This is a genomic window from endosymbiont DhMRE of Dentiscutata heterogama (assembly GCF_002888635.2).
Classification (GTDB): domain Bacteria; phylum Bacillota_I; class Bacilli_A; order Mycoplasmatales; family CGIF01; genus CGIF01.
The window spans coordinates 235,467-255,046 of record NZ_LN828718.1; the positions used below are offsets into that span (position 1 = coordinate 235,467).

25 protein-coding genes are annotated in these 19,580 nt (G+C 32.4%); 22 read left to right on the plus strand and 3 right to left on the minus strand.

Going from position 1 to position 19,580, the window contains the following annotated elements; all coding sequences use genetic code 4:
- Window position 1 precedes the first annotated feature (1 nt).
- The 3 genes from DHMRE_RS01495 to truA all read left to right on the plus strand — a co-directional run bounded on the left by DHMRE_RS01495 (window position 2) and on the right by truA (window position 2,416).
- Window positions 2–877, plus strand: coding sequence for a dUTP diphosphatase (locus DHMRE_RS01495; protein WP_322632618.1), 876 nt, complete (start codon window positions 2–4; stop codon window positions 875–877).
- Between the two features lie 19 nt (window positions 878–896).
- Window positions 897–1,454, plus strand: a complete 558-nt coding sequence (locus DHMRE_RS01500) for a ribosome recycling factor (protein WP_322632619.1) — start codon at window positions 897–899, stop codon at window positions 1,452–1,454.
- Between the two features lie 164 nt (window positions 1,455–1,618).
- On the plus strand, window positions 1,619–2,416 hold the full coding sequence (gene truA, locus DHMRE_RS01505) for a tRNA pseudouridine(38-40) synthase TruA (protein WP_322632620.1): 798 nt from the start codon (window positions 1,619–1,621) through the stop codon (window positions 2,414–2,416).
- 27 nt (window positions 2,417–2,443) lie between these two features.
- On the opposite strand, the gene DHMRE_RS01510 is transcribed toward truA, so the two are convergent.
- Together DHMRE_RS01510 and DHMRE_RS01515 are read right to left on the minus strand one after the other, a co-directional pair.
- On the minus strand, window positions 2,444–3,493 hold the full coding sequence (locus DHMRE_RS01510; RefSeq protein WP_322632621.1) for a hypothetical protein: 1,050 nt from the start codon (window positions 3,491–3,493) through the stop codon (window positions 2,444–2,446).
- Between the two features lie 24 nt (window positions 3,494–3,517).
- Window positions 3,518–4,537, minus strand: coding sequence for a hypothetical protein (locus DHMRE_RS01515; protein WP_322632622.1), 1,020 nt, complete (start codon window positions 4,535–4,537; stop codon window positions 3,518–3,520).
- 1,422 nt (window positions 4,538–5,959) lie between these two features.
- Between DHMRE_RS01515 and DHMRE_RS01520 the strand changes: the two genes are divergently transcribed.
- The 17 genes from DHMRE_RS01520 to DHMRE_RS01600 all read left to right on the plus strand — a co-directional run bounded on the left by DHMRE_RS01520 (window position 5,960) and on the right by DHMRE_RS01600 (window position 16,479).
- Entirely contained in the window at window positions 5,960–8,482 is a 2,523-nt protein-coding gene (locus DHMRE_RS01520) for a hypothetical protein (protein WP_322632623.1), read from the plus strand.
- Window positions 8,469–8,771 carry a hypothetical protein gene (locus DHMRE_RS01525; RefSeq protein ID WP_322632624.1) on the plus strand — a complete coding sequence of 101 codons (303 nt, stop codon included), beginning with the start codon at window positions 8,469–8,471 and terminating at the stop codon, window positions 8,769–8,771. Before DHMRE_RS01520 ends, DHMRE_RS01525 begins: the two co-directional genes overlap by 14 nt.
- A gap of 19 nt (window positions 8,772–8,790) precedes the next feature.
- A complete protein-coding gene (locus tag DHMRE_RS01530) occupies window positions 8,791–8,979 on the plus strand; it encodes a hypothetical protein (RefSeq protein ID WP_322632625.1) in 189 nt (62 codons plus the stop codon).
- Between the two features lie 495 nt (window positions 8,980–9,474).
- Window positions 9,475–9,663 (plus strand): hypothetical protein, encoded by a 189-nt coding sequence (locus DHMRE_RS01535; protein ID WP_322632626.1) that lies wholly within the window; start codon window positions 9,475–9,477, stop codon window positions 9,661–9,663.
- A gap of 412 nt (window positions 9,664–10,075) precedes the next feature.
- Window positions 10,076–11,053, plus strand: coding sequence for an N-6 DNA methylase (locus DHMRE_RS01540; RefSeq protein ID WP_322632627.1), 978 nt, complete (start codon window positions 10,076–10,078; stop codon window positions 11,051–11,053).
- 26 nt (window positions 11,054–11,079) lie between these two features.
- On the plus strand, window positions 11,080–11,799 hold the full coding sequence (locus tag DHMRE_RS01545) for a hypothetical protein (protein WP_322632628.1): 720 nt from the start codon (window positions 11,080–11,082) through the stop codon (window positions 11,797–11,799).
- Window positions 11,800–11,855: 56 nt separating this feature from the next.
- Window positions 11,856–12,224, plus strand: coding sequence for a hypothetical protein (locus DHMRE_RS01550; RefSeq protein ID WP_322632629.1), 369 nt, complete (start codon window positions 11,856–11,858; stop codon window positions 12,222–12,224).
- Between the two features lie 4 nt (window positions 12,225–12,228).
- Window positions 12,229–12,828, plus strand: a complete 600-nt coding sequence (locus DHMRE_RS01555) for a hypothetical protein (RefSeq protein ID WP_322632630.1) — start codon at window positions 12,229–12,231, stop codon at window positions 12,826–12,828.
- Window positions 12,815–13,408, plus strand: coding sequence for a hypothetical protein (locus DHMRE_RS01560; RefSeq protein ID WP_322632631.1), 594 nt, complete (start codon window positions 12,815–12,817; stop codon window positions 13,406–13,408). The genes DHMRE_RS01555 and DHMRE_RS01560 overlap by 14 nt, the downstream gene beginning before the upstream one ends.
- Window positions 13,395–13,901: a hypothetical protein gene (locus tag DHMRE_RS01565; RefSeq protein ID WP_322632632.1), complete on the plus strand. Its 507-nt coding sequence runs from the start codon at window positions 13,395–13,397 to the stop codon at window positions 13,899–13,901. Before DHMRE_RS01560 ends, DHMRE_RS01565 begins: the two co-directional genes overlap by 14 nt.
- A gap of 1 nt (window position 13,902) precedes the next feature.
- Window positions 13,903–14,103 carry a hypothetical protein gene (locus DHMRE_RS01570; protein WP_322632633.1) on the plus strand — a complete coding sequence of 67 codons (201 nt, stop codon included), beginning with the start codon at window positions 13,903–13,905 and terminating at the stop codon, window positions 14,101–14,103.
- 62 nt (window positions 14,104–14,165) lie between these two features.
- The gene (locus DHMRE_RS01575) at window positions 14,166–14,402 is read left to right on the plus strand and encodes a hypothetical protein (protein ID WP_322632634.1); all 237 of its coding nucleotides are present in this window, start codon (window positions 14,166–14,168) and stop codon (window positions 14,400–14,402) included.
- A 1-nt stretch (window position 14,403) separates the two neighbouring features.
- Window positions 14,404–14,610 carry a hypothetical protein gene (locus DHMRE_RS01580; RefSeq protein ID WP_322632635.1) on the plus strand — a complete coding sequence of 69 codons (207 nt, stop codon included), beginning with the start codon at window positions 14,404–14,406 and terminating at the stop codon, window positions 14,608–14,610.
- Entirely contained in the window at window positions 14,592–15,431 is an 840-nt protein-coding gene (locus DHMRE_RS01585; protein WP_322632636.1) for a hypothetical protein, read from the plus strand. The genes DHMRE_RS01580 and DHMRE_RS01585 overlap by 19 nt, the downstream gene beginning before the upstream one ends.
- An 11-nt stretch (window positions 15,432–15,442) precedes the next feature.
- Window positions 15,443–15,772: a hypothetical protein gene (locus tag DHMRE_RS01590; RefSeq protein WP_322632637.1), complete on the plus strand. Its 330-nt coding sequence runs from the start codon at window positions 15,443–15,445 to the stop codon at window positions 15,770–15,772.
- 30 nt (window positions 15,773–15,802) lie between these two features.
- Window positions 15,803–16,336: an ERF family protein gene (locus tag DHMRE_RS01595; RefSeq protein WP_322632638.1), complete on the plus strand. Its 534-nt coding sequence runs from the start codon at window positions 15,803–15,805 to the stop codon at window positions 16,334–16,336.
- Window positions 16,337–16,341: 5 nt separating this feature from the next.
- A complete protein-coding gene (locus DHMRE_RS01600; protein ID WP_322632639.1) occupies window positions 16,342–16,479 on the plus strand; it encodes a hypothetical protein in 138 nt (45 codons plus the stop codon).
- 175 nt (window positions 16,480–16,654) lie between these two features.
- Here DHMRE_RS01600 and DHMRE_RS01605 read toward each other — a convergent pair whose 3' ends face one another.
- Window positions 16,655–17,728 carry a hypothetical protein gene (locus tag DHMRE_RS01605; protein WP_322632640.1) on the minus strand — a complete coding sequence of 358 codons (1,074 nt, stop codon included), beginning with the start codon at window positions 17,726–17,728 and terminating at the stop codon, window positions 16,655–16,657.
- Between the two features lie 174 nt (window positions 17,729–17,902).
- Between DHMRE_RS01605 and DHMRE_RS01610 the strand changes: the two genes are divergently transcribed.
- Together DHMRE_RS01610 and DHMRE_RS01615 are read left to right on the plus strand one after the other, a co-directional pair.
- Complete coding sequence (locus DHMRE_RS01610) at window positions 17,903–18,247, plus strand: hypothetical protein (RefSeq protein WP_322632641.1); 345 nt, start codon at window positions 17,903–17,905, stop codon at window positions 18,245–18,247.
- A gap of 108 nt (window positions 18,248–18,355) precedes the next feature.
- Entirely contained in the window at window positions 18,356–19,576 is a 1,221-nt protein-coding gene (locus DHMRE_RS01615) for a hypothetical protein (protein ID WP_322632642.1), read from the plus strand.
- Window positions 19,577–19,580: the final 4 nt, after the last annotated feature.

Below are 19,580 nucleotides of genomic sequence, written 5' to 3' on the forward strand. Positions count from 1 at the left end.
AATGTTAACTGCCGAAACCCTAAAAAAATTACAAAACGAACAAAAAAAATTAGACGAATTTATTGTTCAAAAAAATAATATTGTTGATAATTTTAAAACCGGAAAAAGCTTTATCCGGACTAAAATTGCTCTCTTGGTTGAGATTGGCGAATTAGCCAATGAATTAAAAACTTTTAAACATTGAAAAAAACAGAAAGAAGTTGATTGACAAAAGGCCCAGGAAGAATTGATTGATTGTCTACACTTTTATTTGAGTTGGACCAATGCTTTTCAAATAGATTTTGCGGATTATAATTTTAAAAAATTCGCCCTTGAACCTGATTATAATGAATTATTGCTGGCTTTTTTTTCTGAAACAGAAAAATTTAGTATAAATCCCCCTTTAAATACCACAATTAGACAAAAAGAAAATGTAGTGGTAAGTAGTAATGGTCGAATAACGACTAATAAAAGAATAGCAGAACAAATTAGAGATGAAATTATAAAACGAAGTAAAAAACAGCGGTGTGCTGGTGTATACTTAAAAAGCGGTGAGTGAGTGAAATGCCATGAAAGATGGCATATAAGAACAGCAGAAAAAGTCCAAAATGAGATTAACAACCAAGACAGCCGGGGATTAATTGTCCTTTCTCGCATTGCTGTCAACATTTATCCATGACTAAGAAAAAATTTTGTAAATAAAAAAGAAGTAGATAAAATAAGTAGTAATTTTTTGGAAGAAATTAAAATAGAAAAAAATAAATCCTGTTTCTACCGCTGATTAATAATTTTCGAAGAATTGGCTCAAAAATTAGGTCTCAAAAGCGAAAAAGATATCATGGACGCCTACCTGGCGAAAAACCGGATTAATTGAGAAAGACAACAAAAAAATTACTAAAAAAATATTAATATGAAATATGGAAAATAATTGAGAAGTCATTAAACAAAAAAAAACCGAACACTTAGAAAAAGAATTAACCATTTTTGTTGGCAAATTAGAGAGAATTCGGAGTAATCAGATCTCCTTGGAACTCTTAAAAGGATTAATAATAAGTTATGGTAAAGGAAAAAAGCCTTTAAAAGAGATAGCCAGTTTGCGTATTTCCCCCAATAATGAATTAGTAGTACGAAGTTTTGAGCCAGGGATTACCTCGTTGATTAGCAAAACAATTTTAGATAAAAAGTTGGGGTATAAAGTTGAAAGAATCACCAAAGAAGAAGTTTATTTTACTCTCACCTCCATTGCTACCGAAGACAAAGAAAAATTGATTAAAGAAGTTAAATTAATTACTGAAGGAGGGAAAAAGGAATTTCGTATTATCCACCAAGAAATGAAAAATTGGTTAAAAAAAGCCTCCGGTCTCTCTCAGGACCAGAAAAAGAATTATGAAAAACAGAGTGATGAGTTGGTTAAGGATTACCAAAACAAATTATTAAAGGCCGAAGAAAAGAAAATCAAAGAATTGAATTCTTAAAAATTCTAGTCAATCTCGAAGTTCAACAAAAAAGATGAGAGTCAAAAAATCTAATTTCAAATATCCCTAAAAAGAATAATTTAATTAAGCAATTTTGCGTAAGTTGTAAGTATTTTGTATTCATTTATTTTTACCTATAGAGCAAAAGTTGATCTTCTTGAAAAATGAAAAATATACGTGATATTTCGCCTGATAAGGACAAAAAAGAACCAAAAACTTGCTTAATAACTATCGCTTATGACGGCAGTGATTTTGCTGGTTGAGCCACCCAACCGAACAAAATAACCGTCCAGGGTTGTATCGAAACAATTTTAAGTCGGGTTTTTCAAAAAAAGATTAATATTTTAGCCGCCAGTCGCACTGACAAAGGAGTTCATGCTCGCGAGCAAAAATTTACTTTACGGCTTAATTTAGATTTTTCCGCAGAAAAATTATTTAATTTATTACGAAAAACCCTCAGCAAGTATATTTTAATCAAAAGAGTGCAAAAGGTAGACAGTAATTTTCACCCCCTTTGCAATGTTGTTAGTAAAGAATATCGTTATTTTATTAATACTGGCAAGCATAACATTTGACAAAAAAAATATCGCTGGGAGTATAATTTACCAATTGATATCAAAAAGTTAAATGACATTCTCCAAATTTTCCAAGGCCGACACAATTTTTTTAATTATTCCTATTGCCGTTGACCGGAACGAAACCAAGTAAAAAATGAGCGGGCAATTACCGCCCTAAAATGTTGAAAAAAACAGAATATTATTGTTATCAGCATTAAAGCAAAAAATTTTCTCCGCTATCAGATTAGAGCGATAATTGGTGAGGTCATTGATTGTTATGAGGGAAAACAAAATATCACCAATTTACAAGAAAAATTAATTAATTTTGATAAAAAAGGTTATAAGTACAAAAATCTTGCTCCCGCCGGGGGTTTATATTTATGAAAAATTGATTATGAAAGATAATTTACAATAATTTTCCTCCTCCTTAATTTACTTTGTTTTAATCTTTTTATTTCTTATTTTTCTAATCACCACCACACTAACCATTACCATCAACCCAATCACTCCAACAATGGTTAGGATTTGGGGGGTATTATTAGTTGAGGGCTCATTTGACTCATTATTATTATTTTGTTGTTCCAAACTAGACAATTCATTAATAGCCTGTTCCATCCTTTCTTTTAGCAGTTGATAAGCCTCGGTATTTTGTTCTTTTTCTTTAAGTAGTTGGGATAGGGTGTCAGGATTGAATTGATTATCCTTAATTAAGAATTCTGCTTCAATGACTAATTTTAATAATGCTTCGGATTGTTCTTTTTGTTCGGGGGTGGTTGAATTAGAATTGTTTTCAATAGTGGATTTATCTTTGTCGTTATTGTAGTTTTCTTGAATAGTTTCAGGAGAAGGGAGAGGGTTGTTAGTTGATTGTTCTTGTTGTTCTGGTTCTTGATTAGGAGTGGGATTGGATTGGTCGGGATTGTTATTGTTTTGGTTAGGAGGAGTCGGATTTTGGGGTTCTTTGGAAGTTGGGTTTTGTGATTCTTGTTTTTTTTGTTCGGTTTCTGGGTTGGAGTATTGGTTATTATTTTGGTTAGGTAAACTTGAGTTATTTTGTTTTCACTCTTTTCATTTTTTTTCCCTTGCTTGTTTCTTTTTGTCGTAATCCTTTCAATCATATAATCTATAACCAAATTCCCCAATTAAATAGTAGTCATTATCGTATCCCAGTCGTCTCTTGTTTATTATCAGACCAGTTTCTTTGTTTTTAAAAAGTTTGGGGTAAGCAGAGGGACCGGTATCAAAAAGAACCAACTCTCAATCTTTAATATTTTTGATAATCATTTCAGTCATCTTTTTTTTAATTTCCTCAACTGCTTTTCAAGTTAAAGCATTCCTATTAATATAATCGTATTCTTCCCCCAAAATGTTGGGGTCGACGTTAAAAAAATCACCATTGACGTCAATAGTATATTTATCTAAATTGTTTAGAATATATTGTCGGTTTTTCTCTTTTTGTTCTAAAGTTATATTTTCTGCCATGATTAGTACCTATGCTAATAACTATTAGGGTTGATTTTTATAGTATTCGTAAATTAACTCTTTGATAGCTTTTTTGTGATAGTAATATTCTTTTGAAATACGGTAATTGTAGAAAGGAAGAGAAAAAATATTAACGCCAACGAGATTTTGAATATCACCATTTTTGTTCGAATAAAATCCCAGGTTTAAATTGTAATGGAAAGAAACGTCTGTTTCTTTTCCTCATATCACCTTCTCTTTATCATTCATCCACTTATCCCACCAGCCTTTTTCTCGCTCTAACTCGCCTTGTAATTTTTCTTTTTCCTCTTCCAACTTTTTTACTTGTCTTTTAAGTTCAGTTATTTCATTATCTTTTTGAGTAGTCAATTGTTCTTTTTCTCTTTCTAATTCCTCTTTTTCCTGTGCTAAATTATCTCGTTCGTTAGTTAAATTATTGATTTTTTGCTTGGCTTTTCTATTTTCGGCTAATCATTCGTTTTCTCAAAACTTTTTTAGTCCTTCAATTTCAGTTAATTTATTCTCTAATTCCGCTATTTCTCCTTGGAGATTGATAATAGTTTGCTGATTCAAATTATCCTCTTGTTGTAATTGGTTAATTTGGTTTAATATTTGTTGACTGGTTAAATCAGTTTGGGTTTCTTGGTCTTTATTGGAAAGTTTATCGATAATTATTTCTTTCTTGTTCTCAATAGTTAGACCACCACAAACGGGTTGTCTTTCTAATACTTGTGGTGAAATATAAACAGGATAAGAAATATCCTCACCTAGGGGTAAATCAAGTTCTTTCATTAAAGTGTGGGGGATATCCAAAGTTATTCATTTTTCCTCATGAGTAAAACCAAATCTTTCACATAAGGGCTTATCTTTCCATTTGGGATTAGTAGAACCGCAATAATTTCCTGTTTCGCTTTCTAATTTAAGAAAATTATCCGGAATAGGAGTTTTAGTTTTTAAAATATCCTTACTTTTTAAATCAGTTTGGATAATTTTTTGTTCTGCGTAGACTGGGATGTTGTTTTTGTTGATGTGGGTGTGTGTCATAGTGCTATTGTTTTAATTTATTATTAATGTTACTAATATAGAGATCTGCTCTATATTATAATTTTATACAAAGTTTTGAGAGAGGAAATGTTTTTTTGTCTCTATTTTAAAAAATCAGAGTAGCAAAATTACCTTAATATTCTCCATGCTTTTTAAATTGTAATTTTGAATAAGGATTACGATAGTGAACCTTATAACAAGTTTCAACTTTTTCTTCTCCCAGGAATTAATCTGGTAAATAAGAGGTTATAAGGTTTGTTAAAGATTGGACCAAAATTTATTCTTGGGTCGTAGTCAATACCTGGATATTCCGTTTACCTAGTTTTTTTAGCTAGGATATCCAAATTAAGGAACAGAGTTTCAGTGCATCTAGTCATGCTAATTAATTGGTAGACATGAACTTAAACGACGACAAGGACCTGAAATTTGACTTGAACGCCATCTGCCTTACCGATTCCGGACTTAGTTACACCTAGGTAGTGTTAAGAGGCCTGTAGCGAAGTAAAAAAAGGACGCGGGGACTAGGAAAGTTATTGGAAACACTTATTTAAACAATCCTCTTTTATTTTCTCTTTTTGAAGTTTTATTTTTTTTGTTGGATTTTTTTGTTTTTCGGTTTTTCTCTAATTGCGGAGGCTAGCGGATGCAGATCAATCAGGACATTAATAAAACCGTAGGGAGCGAGTAAAGAGAAAGGACTTGGGTCACAAGTAGTTGTCTTATTTCTACAAGTAGAAAACGACAAAAGCCCCCCAACCCCCCAAATTTTTACTATTTAATTGAGCCATGAAATGGCGAGGTAAAAAGGAGTCGGGTCGGAGTCATCAATTAATCCTTACAAGTTTCTTATTTGTTAAAACAAAACGAAACGGATTAGGACAAGTGAAATAGATGAAGAGGCTATGTTTACCAAGTTTCGAGTGAAGCGATGAGCGAGAACGAGAAACGCAGGAAAACATGTAGCGAAACACGATTTATCGTGTGTAGCGTCATTACATAAAATGACGGGCGGGCGTGTGGAAATTCTCCCCACCAATTGCAAAATTGAAAAAGATTTCAAAGAAAAATACAGAAACACAATTTCTTGTGCTCGTATTAAATGTATTTTTCAAAAACATCCCTCCCGTCGCCAATGCTAATCTGATGATAAAAACACTGATTAAAATAGATAAAAACCTTGCTAAAAAAGTTTGCTAGCCCAGTTTGAAACTGAAAAGGCACAGAGCTTAGTTGTATAGTTCCATCGTTAACTTTTTAGCAAAAAAAAAAAAAAAAAACGAGAGGTAAAGCAACAAATAAACTTAACTTGGCGTTAAGGGGTGAAGGGTCTGGTTTCGAAACCCACAGCCTTCATCTATTTTGAGGCAAGCCTTTCTTACGAAACTTACAAATTAATAACTAATAAGAATTAAATAAGAAAGTATGTCACACATAAATAAAAATAGCAAAGATGCAAAATTTTCCAACAATTATAACGAAATAATTAAGAATTTAAGCCTAATTTTAGACGAAAAAGAAACCGATGATACTAAGAAAAAAAGTAAAAAACTCGCAACTCTTTTATCAGAAACTAAACAAATAGTAACTCAAAAAGAGGAAAAAGAAAAAGAAGTCCAAGCCAAAGTTGATGAAAAAAAAGAAGCAAATAACATTGGCCCTCTGTTAACCGGAACCAAAAGAGAAAAAGCCCGATTTACAACCGCCCAAACTATTCCAACTGGAAACTGAGTAGCCAATGATAAGACTGGTTGAACTGCCACTTGAGATTCTTTTATAGGAACTTCAGGAGCAGCTGACCCTTGACGGGGTTCCGGGTGGAATGCCGCAATAACGGCTCACTACCCCTCTACTTACAAGGACAACTTGTATAAAATCCAAGGCCAAACCTTCTCAACCACTGAGGAGCAAGCACTCCAATTATTAGCCCGAGCAATTTATGAATTAGGGAAAATTGATAAAGCAGATTTAGTGGCTAAACATGGCCTATCAGGCACTGATAAAACTAACCTAGAAAATTGATACGACCATATCAAAACTCAATCAGATGCCATTGAAGCGATGAATAAAGATTTAACTATCAAAACTTGAGATTTACCGCAAACTTATAGTAAAGAACAAGCCCTAGGAGCAGCAACTGCCCACTCAACCGCTCTAGATTTTGATCAGGTTTTCAACTTCTTGGAAAAATTGGATGATACTCTAATCAACAAATTAAACCAAGACAATATTACCAAATTAGAAACTTGAAAAATTGCTAAACAAGGCCAAGCCTACACGGCTGATGAATTAGAAGCTTATGGCATTCTTTTAGCTGATAAAACCAAAACCACTCTTTACAAGTCTACTAAACAAAAAGGAGGCCGATGAGTTAAGGATGAGTATGAAGTAAAAATTAGAAATGGTTTAAAAGATTGAACTGAATTGGCTAAACTAATCTTTGCTGACAATGATAACAAAACCAAAATAAAAAACTCCTTCCATGTCTCCCCCAATCAGTATTTATTTACTGATTTAAGAAGTCAAACTAGTGTAAGTGATCCTTTCAAAAATGGCGGACATGATTACCGAATATTTGAAAGCGAAGAAGGGGTGGAAAAATTGGAAGAAGATTTAGAAACCAAAAAATTAGCCGCCTGCTTCCGGGCTGGCCAATTAGATAAAGAAATCTCTGACGGCCAAAAAGAAATAGATGCTAAGCAAAAGGAAATTAATGCCAAAGATGTTGAAATAAAGGCTTTAGTTGGGGAGATTTTAACTAAAAAACGCGAAGCACTAGCCAATTATAATATTAGCAAAGGCTTTGCTAAAACTCCCACCGAGGATAATCGCCGAGAGGTAATGGAATTGGTAAAAATTAACCAATTACTTCTAGAAATTCGCTACTTAGAAAATGACGGAGATGCCACTACTCTTAGTTCAGTAACTGAGGAAAACACCGCTCTAACCGCCATTGGTGACATTATACAAAAGGTCTTTTCTTACAGCGATGATTGTTATTTAGTCCAAGCCTTCAATCATATTGGTTGAAATAAAGATACTAAAAAAAGTGAGGCCGATTTAGCCATTAGTAGAATAAAAGTCGGCAAATATACTGAAAATGGTAAAGAAGAGGATGTTTCTATTTATGGGGGATTGGAGAATTTCAAAACTCACTTTGAAAACAAGGAAAAGTTGGTAAAGTTGAATGAATGAGAGAAAGAAGCCTTAAAAGCTATTGAATTAGCCATTAACAACCAAGACAATCAACAGGAAAATTTAACTGATTGACAAACAAAATTAAAAGCCCTAGACTCCACCCTGGATGAAACTCTTATCACCGAAACTTGAAAAACTAAATGAGGCCAAGTAAAAAAACATGGTAAACTTGCCGAAGTAGAAACTTTGCTTAAAAAAGTAATTGGTTCGGACGGCAAAGTCAAAAAGGAATTTATTACGGAGATTAAAAATTCGGATTCTTCCCTAGTAGATTTAAAATCTCTCCTCCAAAAAGAACCCAAAGACATTATTACTTATATTGCCCGTTTTACTTATAACCAATTGGATGATAGTTCCCCAGAGGAAAAAAACAAGAAAAAGACCCAAATGAAGCGTCGCATTGCTAAAAAGTTGAATAAAACTAAAGAAAGCGAACTTAAAGAGGAGGAATTGAATGACAGTCTCTACAAAATAGAAATAGGCGAAATGATTTTGGATACTAAACATTATAAAGCGGATTTAACTGAAATTACTACCTCTGATACTCCACAACAAGATGACAAACCTAAATGATATCAGTGGGGTAGTATGACTGGAAAATTATTATGAATTGGCAGTTCCTTAACCTTAGTGGGAGGTTTAGTGGTAGTTATTTTTTGAAAGCAGATTAAAAACTGATGACAAGGACCGGAGGCAGTAGAAGAAAGTTCAGCTGATACTACTGAAGTAGAAGAAGATGACAAAGAATAAAACCTGAACTCTTACTCCCACCCACTCCCTCACCCTAGCCCCGCCTAATAAGCGGGGTGAATGCCGTAAGTGCCAAATAGAAAAAGATATCTGACTAATTGCTGATACTCCCTATGAAGTTTGACACTATTGCTGATCCCACTCTTTAGACACTGTTTATAAATTAGAGCAAAGCAATTATCCGGTAAAAAACAAGAGTCAAATAGTTAAAGAGATACGAACTGCCTTGAGGACCGACAACAATTCAGAAATACGAAGTAGTGAAACTACGAGTATTGTCGGAGACTAATCTCAATTATTAGAATGTTATGAATAAAAACCTAGAAGACTATACCCAACAAGAATTATTACAAGAATTAGCCAAACGCATAGTAGTTGGTAAATTAAAATTAGTCCAACCAAGAGATTGAATGAAAGATAAAGCCCCCGAAGAAGTGGTTAAGCACTTCAATGACCCATTATGACTTTACTTTGAATTATTTCATTGTAGAGGTTAGGAAGAGAAAAATAGACACTAGATATTTTGCCGTAGGCTTAAAAACGAAGAAAATAAATCACGGGTTTTTTTGTTAATTTTGCCCCCTCCTTACGGTAAATGAGAAGTTGACTAATGATAATGAACTTATCCGAGTTTTGGCGTTAGTCGCACGCTGACCGTCCTGCGTAAAAAAGGTCTAAAAGCGACAACTCATCGCCCGCTAGTTTTTTATTAATTTTACTAGCGGGCAAAATGGGAGGATATTCCTTATAATTATTACCACGGTCTCATCATCCGTCTAATTTCTAGGTTTGACACATAGCCTAGTTTGGTAATGTTTTTATAAGTGGGTTTATCCTCCCTCCAATTTGGCCCATGACAAACACATGGGTCGCCATAGATGATCAATTCAGTTATAGTTTGTTCATATTACGAGACCTCCCTCGTTAAAAGGTATTATTTATAATTTACTCGTGGCTTAGAAGAGAGACCTGAGTCACGAGGTTTTTAAAATATGTCAAAAATCAAAATAGATTTCCATATTGGATACTGCTCTAATTGCTCCCCTAGTAGTAAAAGAAAAGTGCTTTGCTATCGTCCAGCAATTTCAGGTTTTGTTGACAAGAATGAGAAATATGTAGAAATTGGACATATTGATTTATGCTTGGCTTGTATTAAGCAGGAATTTAAAGTAATATGTTAATGTTGTTGGGTTAGTATTTTACACCAGCAGGAGATTTTTATGTTTACTCCTGTCCCTGAAAAGTTTGTTTGTCTATTCTTGCTTTTCTAAAAAATGCCATTAAGATATTAGAGAGGAACATGAAAAAAAACTCTAATAGTCGAGGGGGTAGCCAATCCCCCTAGTTCTAATATGGGTAATCTGTTCTAAATCTTTACAAGAATGACATTAATTGCGGATTACCCGCCAATATGGTGGGCTTTTTCAACTCTTTGGCCCACCACCTAATATGGCAAGGCTGAATTTTTGTTATCTTGTTCTTTTGGATAACGGCATAAATTACAGTCTTGCCTCCAATATGCTAACCCTGTTCTAATGTCGATACCTACAATTGAGATAATATGTGGGTTAGCGCCATTTATTAATAAAGAAGATGAACCAAAATAACCCCTATCGAGCCTTTTGAGAAAAATCCCAAGAGCAAAGCCTAAAACTAGCCCAATATTACACTCCGGAATGTCTAGTGGAATTATGTTTGGAACTTTTACAACCAAAAGGAGAATTATTTGACCCCTGTTGTGGTTTGGGTTCTTTTCTTTTAAAAGCCAAAAGTAAAGATGAAAACTTGAATATTAGTGGCAATGATATCGCCCAAGATTTAGGGGAATTGCCCTTTGAATTTACTCAGGGCGATTATTTGAATAGTGAACATCAGCAATCTGATTATATTATCGCTAATATCCCTTTTAACCTCAAAAAAACTCATTGCCAGTTGATAGACGAAAACTTTTGTTGAATAGAGAAAATAATCGCTAATACTAGAAAAAAAGCCCTCATAATTTTACCAAGTGGGGTAAATAGTGGACTAAATCCTACCATTACAAAAAAAAGAATAGAGATTATGAATTCGGGAGTAATAGAATTAGTTTGCCAATTACCCAGTCATTTATTCAATCAAACGGGAATTGCCCCTACTATTTGACTGATAAATAAAGAGAAAGTTGAAAAGGATATCTATTTACTCAATGCGGAAAAATATAGCGAATGGGAAAAAAAGAAAAGGATTTTAACGGCGGAAAATATTAAGCAAATTTGTCAAAAAGGGAATTGAATTAAAGCCACCCCCGAGCAAATTAAGGAAAATAATTTTTGTTTAAACCCCCTAAGATTTGAACCAATTAGCGAAAAAGATAAAGAAATGTGAGAAATTAACCAAAAGTTAATCAAATATAATTACGAATTACGCTATTCTTTACATGCTCTAATTGCTGATGCTTACCAGAAATTAATGATGTTAGAAGAACTGGATGACAGTGGCGAAATCCAACTCCAATCCTGTTTTTTAGAAGGCAAAAAAATAGTTGAATTACAGCAAAAGATTAGTAAATTATTATTAGAAAAACATTTTTAATATAATAAAGAAACAGAAAATTGAATATGAAATGACAAGTAAAAAATTGTAAAGAATGTTTTAAATATCAAAACGATGATTTTTTTAGGAAAAATTATGGCCCTTTTTGCCCTTGGCATGAAGATAAAGAATACCAACCACCAGCAATTATCAAAAAAATCAAAGAAAGAAAAAAAGAATTGCGGGTTGAGAGAATAGTTTGAGGAATTTATTTACCATTACTCACCCTCGCTTTTTGCTTTGTAATTTATAAAGTCCTTATTTTTTGAATATTTGCTTATGGCTTTCTTTGATTTTGTTGCCTATGAACGATTAAAGTATTTGAAAAAAGGGTCAAAGAAGATCTAAAAGAATTGCGAGCCAAGAAAAATGAATGAATTAGAGTCGAGAATAAAGAAAACAAGCCAAAAAACCATAAAACTATTGAAATGGAACCAAAAGCAGAAGAAAACAGGGTTAAAACTATAAAATCGGCTTTTTTTAGTATAGATTTTTGTCAAAAAGAAATAAAAGAATGAGAAGCCGAAGCTTTAAAGTGAAAAGAAAGAGTAAAAACTAGTGATTTTGAAAATTTGGATGTTGACGATAAGAAAGCAATTTTTAACCATATGATTGATATTGAGAAGCATATTGAAAAAATAAAAAAAAGATTGACCAATAGTCAATTGCTTTTTAAAGGCTTTTTACTAAATAAAGACCCGGCAGAAATTAGTAAAGAATTAAATGAGTCACAAGAAACCGATTAGCACGAGGATTAAGTATCGAATAAAAAAGGATAGAAAAAGAAAGTAATGGAATTGATATGGAAACCAAAGAATTATTATTTAACTTAATTAAGAAATTAGACAGTGGAGAAATAAGATTTTTGATTGCTGGCAAAGAATGTGTTTTAAAAGCAAGTGGTGTTAAAGCAATTAAAATTGGTGAAATTGAGGAAGTGGGAAAAGATAAAACACCATTTGCTAGGGATTATGAGGAGAATTACCAATCAAACTGAAATAAAGAATTCAAAGAAAACTTCTACAAAGAAAAAGGTTTAAATAAATGTTGAGTTAAAGAATGCCCCAATAAAATCTATCAAAAAGAAGGTGATTACAAAAAAGCAAAAGTCCCTTGCTCAGAAAGCCATACCCGAATGGTTTGTTTAAATTGTTTTAAAGGGAAAAAATAGGCAAATGAGGGATAACATTAGGCAGTATTTTAATTTGTTGGTTAAGAAATTTGTCAAATTAGGCAATCACTCTTTAAAAATTGTTTTTGAAGATGATTTAAGTAGGATTATTGTGAAAGAAAGTGAAAAATTATTATTAAAGCGCGGTGGCACTATTACTGGAAATGTTAATTACAACTCTCAACAAAAAAGAAAATCATTTTTATGGTTTTATAAATGGTGAAGCTTACCAAGGGTGAAATATACTGTTTCATTTTTAAATAGTTATCCCAATAATGATGAATTAAGACAGGTGGCGGTTCACGAATTTACTCACCTCTATTTATTTTGAAAAAAAATAACCAAGAAGTGAAATGAGAAAAAATGGAAACTATTAAAGAAGAAAGATATTGACCACGAGCATGATGATAACTTTTATGCTCAAATGGATTATTTTGAAGCCTGAATAGACCAGGAGTTAAATTTACCGGCGAGGAAAAACAAAGGTGATGATTGAATACAACACATTAATCCTTTAAGGCACCGGCAGCGCCAGGATGAATATATTACCAAGAGTGCTTTTGAATTAGCAAGAACAAGAATAAAGAAATATGTCAGAAATTAGAAGTATAACCGAAAAGAAAAAATTACAAGCAGAAAGATTAAAACTTTTAAAGTCAATTCAAAGAGTTGATAGAAAAGGGACCATTATTCGATTAACAATCATTTTTGTTTATGTGATATTAGGAACTATCTTTGCTTTTGTTGGGTATAGAAGTGCTTCGTTTGGAATGATTGTAACGATAATCCTTTCAGTAGTATTTTTATATCAGCACAAATTAGATGTTGAAAAACAAAAGGATAAGATTGAGGAGATGAAACGATTAGAAGACCGAATTATCGATGAAATAAAACAACAAGAAATTTTAGAGGCCAAAATAAATAAAAACGAGCAAATTCATCAGCAATTATTAAGTGAACTTAAAATGAATAAAGAAAATACAAGCGAACAAATAATTTCAAAGGATATCGAAACCGATGGGAAAATCAATGGCAAAACTATTGAAGAGGTTTTAGGTAAAGATTGAGAAAAAAGATTTGAAAGTTTATCAGGCCAAGACATCATTAAAGAACGAAATAGATTAAAAAGGTTAATTCAAGCAGAAAGAATTAAAGAAATTTTGAAAGAAAATGAACGAAAATAATAAAATTAAAAAGTTTAAATACCCAATTGGGAAATGTCAGGCCTTACAATGCTATTTAAAAAAAGCAGATAAAGAGGATAAAGAACTCGTAGGCTATAGTTTTCACAATACCCAAATGGTAGACACAGAAAAAAATACTGTTAGACCAACCGGAAAAAGAGAAAAGGTTCCTACTTGCTTAAAATGTTATCTCTACGAAAAACCCATGATGGAAAATAGAATGGCCGAGGAAAAGATAAGAAACCCCGGCATTATTCCTTATAAATGATTTTGATTTTATAATGAGGAAGATGAAAAAAAATACCCTGATAACTGGTGGAAAATGTATGAAAAACATTTAGCCAAAAGGGAAATATGAGCCAAGTATAAGGATAAAGATTGTAATACAATCAAGAAAGTTCCTGAATATCAGGAATGACAAAAGAAGTATAAGGATTATTTGAGTTGGGATGAAACACCGCTAACAATAAGAAAATGACAGAAAATAATATAGTATGAAAGGAATAAAATTAGGCGAAATAAAAAGACAATACAAATTTACAATCGACCAAGCAGAACAAATTAATGATGCTAAAAATTGAATGTTGACAAAATATGGAGAATGCAAAGTAAAAACAAAAATAGAAATAATTAAAGGGAAATTACAAACAATTATTATCTTATTTACTAAAAATAAAGAAAGAGAATTTAAATAAAATATGACAAAAAAAATAAATTATAATTTCCCTGCTGAGGAAATGTTAAAAACAAGGTAGACATGCATGAAAAAATAGTATTAGAAACTTGCTCTGATAAGGAATTACTTATAGAGTTAAGCAAAAGAATTAAAGAAAGGAAAATTAAGTTTGCTTTTGATGGAACTGAGCAAACCCATTCTGAATTGGGCTGTTGTTCCTATGATTTTTTATGATGAAGAGGGCTATATAGTGATGATTATGAATTAGACTTTAAAAAAATTGAACCAATCAAAGGTGATTATGACAATGCAGAATAATATGGAAAAAGATTTAAAAAGATGAGAAGAAATAATAGATAGGAAAGTTGATGAGAAGATAAAAATGATTGGGCAAGATTTGAGTTGAATTGATACTGAATGCTTAGTAAAAGAATTAAACAGAAGAAAGAAAGCGGGAGAGTTGAAAATAGTTTTAGCAGGAAATTTAGAATTTGAAGTAATCGAAACATGTCAGAAAATAAAATAACAACCTTATACAACCACTTCAAAAACACTCCCAAAAAACTCAAAATAGTTTGCGATTGGGATGAAGTAATTCAGGCTTGCAAACCTTATGCTTTGTGAAAGGCATTAAGGGGAGAAGAAAGAGAAGGAGAACCCTCGGGATTTTTTAGGGGCTTTTGGTGAAAAAACATAGTTGAATATTTTCCTTATGGTTCAAAACTAAAAGAGGGAATTTTTGAAAAGGATGATTTTGATAGACAAAAAGAAATCAAAAACTCCCCCGACTTCTACCAACAAGCCCCATTTTTAACTATTGCCGAGGATTTATTAAAATTAATCAAAGAAGATAAAGTAGAACAGTTAATCTTTTTAAGTGCTTATGATAGGAGAAAATTTCCGGAAGGGGATGAAAGAAAATCAGAGATGTTTAAGAATTCTTTTGGTAAAATTCCTTTGGATAAATATCTCCGCCAACCATTTAAAGAGCGTATTGATATTGAATTACAATTAATCCCTTTTGACAATGAAGAAAAAGGCCAAACCAAAGCCGACTGAATAAAACAAAATGCCTCTGATTTTGATATTTTTATTGATGATAATCCGAATATTTGTAGAGAAATAGAAAACTACCGAATAATCAAACCTTGCTCGGATTGTATGGATAAGTATATGAATAATGATTGTGTTAAGAGAGGTGAAACTCATTATTCTTGTGGCAATTGCCCTAGAAGAAAAATGACTTTGTTTGCCCCTTATTACCCAGCTACAGCCAATCAGCATCATAAAGAAGTGTTATTGGTTAAAAATGAGGTGAGTGAGTTGAAGAAGGAGGAATTTAAATAAGAAAAAAATACATGAACGAAACAGCAACTAATTACAACATACAAGAATTAAACGAAATCTTTAACCCATTAGACCGAAGCCAAGGACGATTTAATAAGATTTTGGAATATGTAAAGGAACACGCAAAGTTCGAATATTGAGAGCAGAGCAATGGTGAGGAAAGACATATATGGCTTAAATTAACTTTTCCCTACCACCCTAGCCCCGGCCGTAATAAATATCATAGTGAAGTTTATTTATATAAGAAAGGAGCAACCCCAATGGACGAAAGAGTCGAAAAGGATAAGGGAACAAAGAAATTAATAACACAATTAGCAGAAAGGATTTTTAACGATAATTAACTATTATGCCAAATAAAAATATCAAATAATATGAACGCGATATATACAAAATTAGCCAGAATACAAGCCAAAATTAAAGGATTAGCCCGGATTAAAGAAAACAAATTCCAAAAATATAAATATTTTAGCGAGGAGGATGCTGTTAAGAAACTTAAACCATTATTAGAGCAGGAAAAACTGGCCGTATTATTTACCGATGATAGCAACCATTTTTATTACGAAAAGCAGGACAAGGAGCATATTTTAAGATATTTAAAGAAAGTAAACATTAGCGACGGCGAAAATGAGGCATTAAATTTTGAAATATGAGCCGCAGGGCAAGATCCCGACATTAGCAAAGCCAAAGGCAAGGCCGAAACTTATGCTCTCAAATATTTTTACAGCAAGTTTTTTATGATACCGATAGTGGACACGCTAGACCCCGACCAGCAAGGCAAACCTGAAAATAAAAGAACGGAGCAGGCAGAAACGGCCGAGGAAATAGCAGCCCGACACAAAGACAAAATAACAGCCGACGAGTTTTTAAAGAAACACGGATTTAATACAGAGGAAACCAAGAAATAACCCATATGACAGAGACACAAGGACAAATTATAATAGGATTTTTAGCAGGAATTATGGGATTATTAAGTATTATTTATTTTAAATTATGTGAAATATACAATTCTCAAAGAAAAAAGACAAAAACAAAAAATAGCCATGAATAAAGACAATTGCATAATAATAGGCAAGTGCGAAAAATGTAATAAGAAAGTATTTATAAGGGATAATTGAGTGCAAAAAATAAAAAGAAAAGACACACCCGACCTATTTATACATATCATACGGAGTGCTTAAAAAAATAAGACCATGAATAGTAGAAATCAAAAAAAGAGATTAGAATTAAAATTTTTCTTCACTCTCTAATATTTTCAACTTCAAAGTCTCCAAAATTTTAAGCAATTCTTCTTTTTCAGTTTTTGTCACTTCATAATCAACCGGTAGTTCAGCAAGAGATTTATTTGGTTGACTAATTGCTGGTTTTTTCAATAATTCCGCAATTTCTATTCGTAAAAGGTTAATGGGTTCGGTTAATAATTCGCTTATTTTTTTTATTAATTTTTCCTCGACAATAGGCGGTAAATCAGTGAATTTGGTCTCCGACAAAACTTGGTTTTTTTCCTCTAAAACTCTATTTTTTTCTCTTTCATCTTGTAATTGTTGGTTTAGTTTTTGATATTCTGTTTCAGTAATACCGTTTTCTTTTGTTTTATCACTTTTATTTTGTAATTCATCGTATTTTCTTTTAATTTCCAAATAGTTCTCTTTTTGTTTTTCTAAATCGACTTTTAGATTATCATAATCTTTATATTTATCTCTTTCTTGCTGAATAACTTGCTGTAATTTCTCTTGGGTAGGTCTTTTCTCTAATTCTTCAATATATCTCTTTACATTTTCGGGTTTTTCCTCCTCTAAAATAATTGGATAAGTGGTGTAAACTCCTTTTAGTTGCCTTTCCATCTCTTCAATCTTAGCAATTAACTTATCCTTTTCGGCTAATTCTTTTTCTCAATCTTCCGGTAAATTGTCTGGCCTCAATTCTTCTAGTCGATGTTTTTCTTGATTATTTAAGAGTTCTTGATATTTATCATCAGTAATATCTGGTCTTTGCTGCAAATTCTTTAATTCTTCCTCTTTGCTTTGTAAAATTTTTTCTTGCTCTGCTAATTTAGTGGTTAATTCTTGTTTAATTTCGGTAATGGCTTTATCTTTCTCCTGAATAATTTGGTCGCGATTGGTTAAATTATTTTCTAACTCTTTATTTTGAGTGGTTAATTGGGCTTGGGATTTTTTTAACTGTTCCGCTTCTGCCGCCAGTTCTTTAATTTTGGCAATAAGATCGGTTCGGGGAATTTTGCCACTAAAACCTTTTTTCTTACTTTCTAACCATTCTTCAATATCAAAAGGTTGGTTCATATACTACTTTTTTTCTCTTGCTTGATAAAAATAATAATATATACTTGCTGTTGGCAGAAGTCAGAAAACTTCCAAAAACAAGTAAACCATTAGGAAACTCATTTGTAATGGCGTCGAAAGGCAGAATTGAGTTTCCTTTTGTCTTTCTTCGCTCTTAGAAATTTTTTTAAGAGTATGAACCAAAACCAAAACGAGAAAAATAACCAAGTTAGAAATTCCATAATAGAGGAAAATCAAAAATTTAAAGACGCTATTGCTTCACGGGATGCATTGTTAAAGGAAAAAGATAAGGTCATTGAAAGTTTGCAAAAAGATTTAGGAGACAGAGAACTTACTATTTCTTCTCTAATAAGCGAAAAAGATGTAGAAAAATCTTTGCGAATTAAAGCTGAAAGCATGGTTACTAATGAAAAGCAATTGGCTCAAACCGGGCAAGAAATTTATGGTCCTCCAAAATCCAAGGAGGAAAAATTTGCCGATGAATACAGAGAGGCTTGTCAAAAATTAAAAAATAATTAATATAGAACGTTGGTTTGGAAAGTTTAATCGCCAAACCAAGAGGGGAATTGTTTTCTATGAGTTTGAAAACGGTTCGATTCCCCTCGTCGTTTTCGGCTCTTAAAAAATATGGTATTAATAGAAAAAGAGCCGCAAAATTTAGAAAACGAATTTTTATTAGGATTACAAAACCAAACTGTAATCGCTGATGTTTTTGCCCAAATTAGAGCAAAAAGTAAATTTTTACCCAAAATCAAAACTGTTCAGGTTGATGGTGATGTATTTAAAGTTGTTGGATTGAAAAGTAATGAACCAAAACAATTTTCTTGGAATTATAAAGAACAAGAATTTGGACCTAACGAAGTTGCTTCTTATAAAGGAAGGATTGAGGATAAAGACAAGTTAATTTTTTACACTGTTTTCAGTGAGTCAATTGAACAACTTGCTCTTGGGGGCAAAGCCCCAACCTCTGTTGCTCTGCAAACTCAACAATTAAGTAGTAAAGTTGCTAGTTTTTATGACAAAGAACTTGTCCTAAATTATTTTTCAGACGACAAAAGATATCACAAAGAAGCCATTATTCAACTTACTGCTAGCCAATTGCAAGATGTTCAATTAGTAGCCAAAATTTTGATTACTGCTGGTTTTCAAATGACAACTCCTTCACGAAAGTTTAACTTGAAAGAAGATGAGTGCAATGTTGAAGATACTAAGAAAATATTTTGTTGTTTAAATTATCCGTTGTATTCAGCAATGATAACTTCTTCTCTCCACACTAGCCCTAGTCCAATTTTGGCGACTTTGAGAGAAATTTTTGATGTGATTCCAGTCAACATGGCTAATGGAATGCAAACATCTCTTATTGACAGTGATGGAATATTTTTGGCTCAGGGATTAAACAAGCGATATTTAAAATTAGATGAATATGTTGCCGCTCACAAATTATTAGACCACATTTGAAGAAAATGAGTTTTGGTTGACTTCCGACCGGCTTTTGCTATTAAATGCGATGATGCACTGGCAGATATTTCCGACCTTCTTAATAATTTAGGACCAACAAAAGATATCTTAAAAGATTACGGCGAGTTGAAAGATAAAGACGATGAAACAATGAGGGAGGAACAAGCGAACGAATGAAATGATGCTGATTTCACTTACGAACAGGTTAAAGATTGAATAGAAGTTGGGGTATTAACTTCGGAGGCCGAGTTTGCTACATGAATGAGAGATACTAAAGCCAAAGAAAATATTAAATTCAAGGATTATGGCGATCCAAAATGATGCTTGGAAAATTTAGGTAAGAATGATCATAAAGGCTTGGATGAGCTAAAAGAAGAATCAAAAGCATAACAAT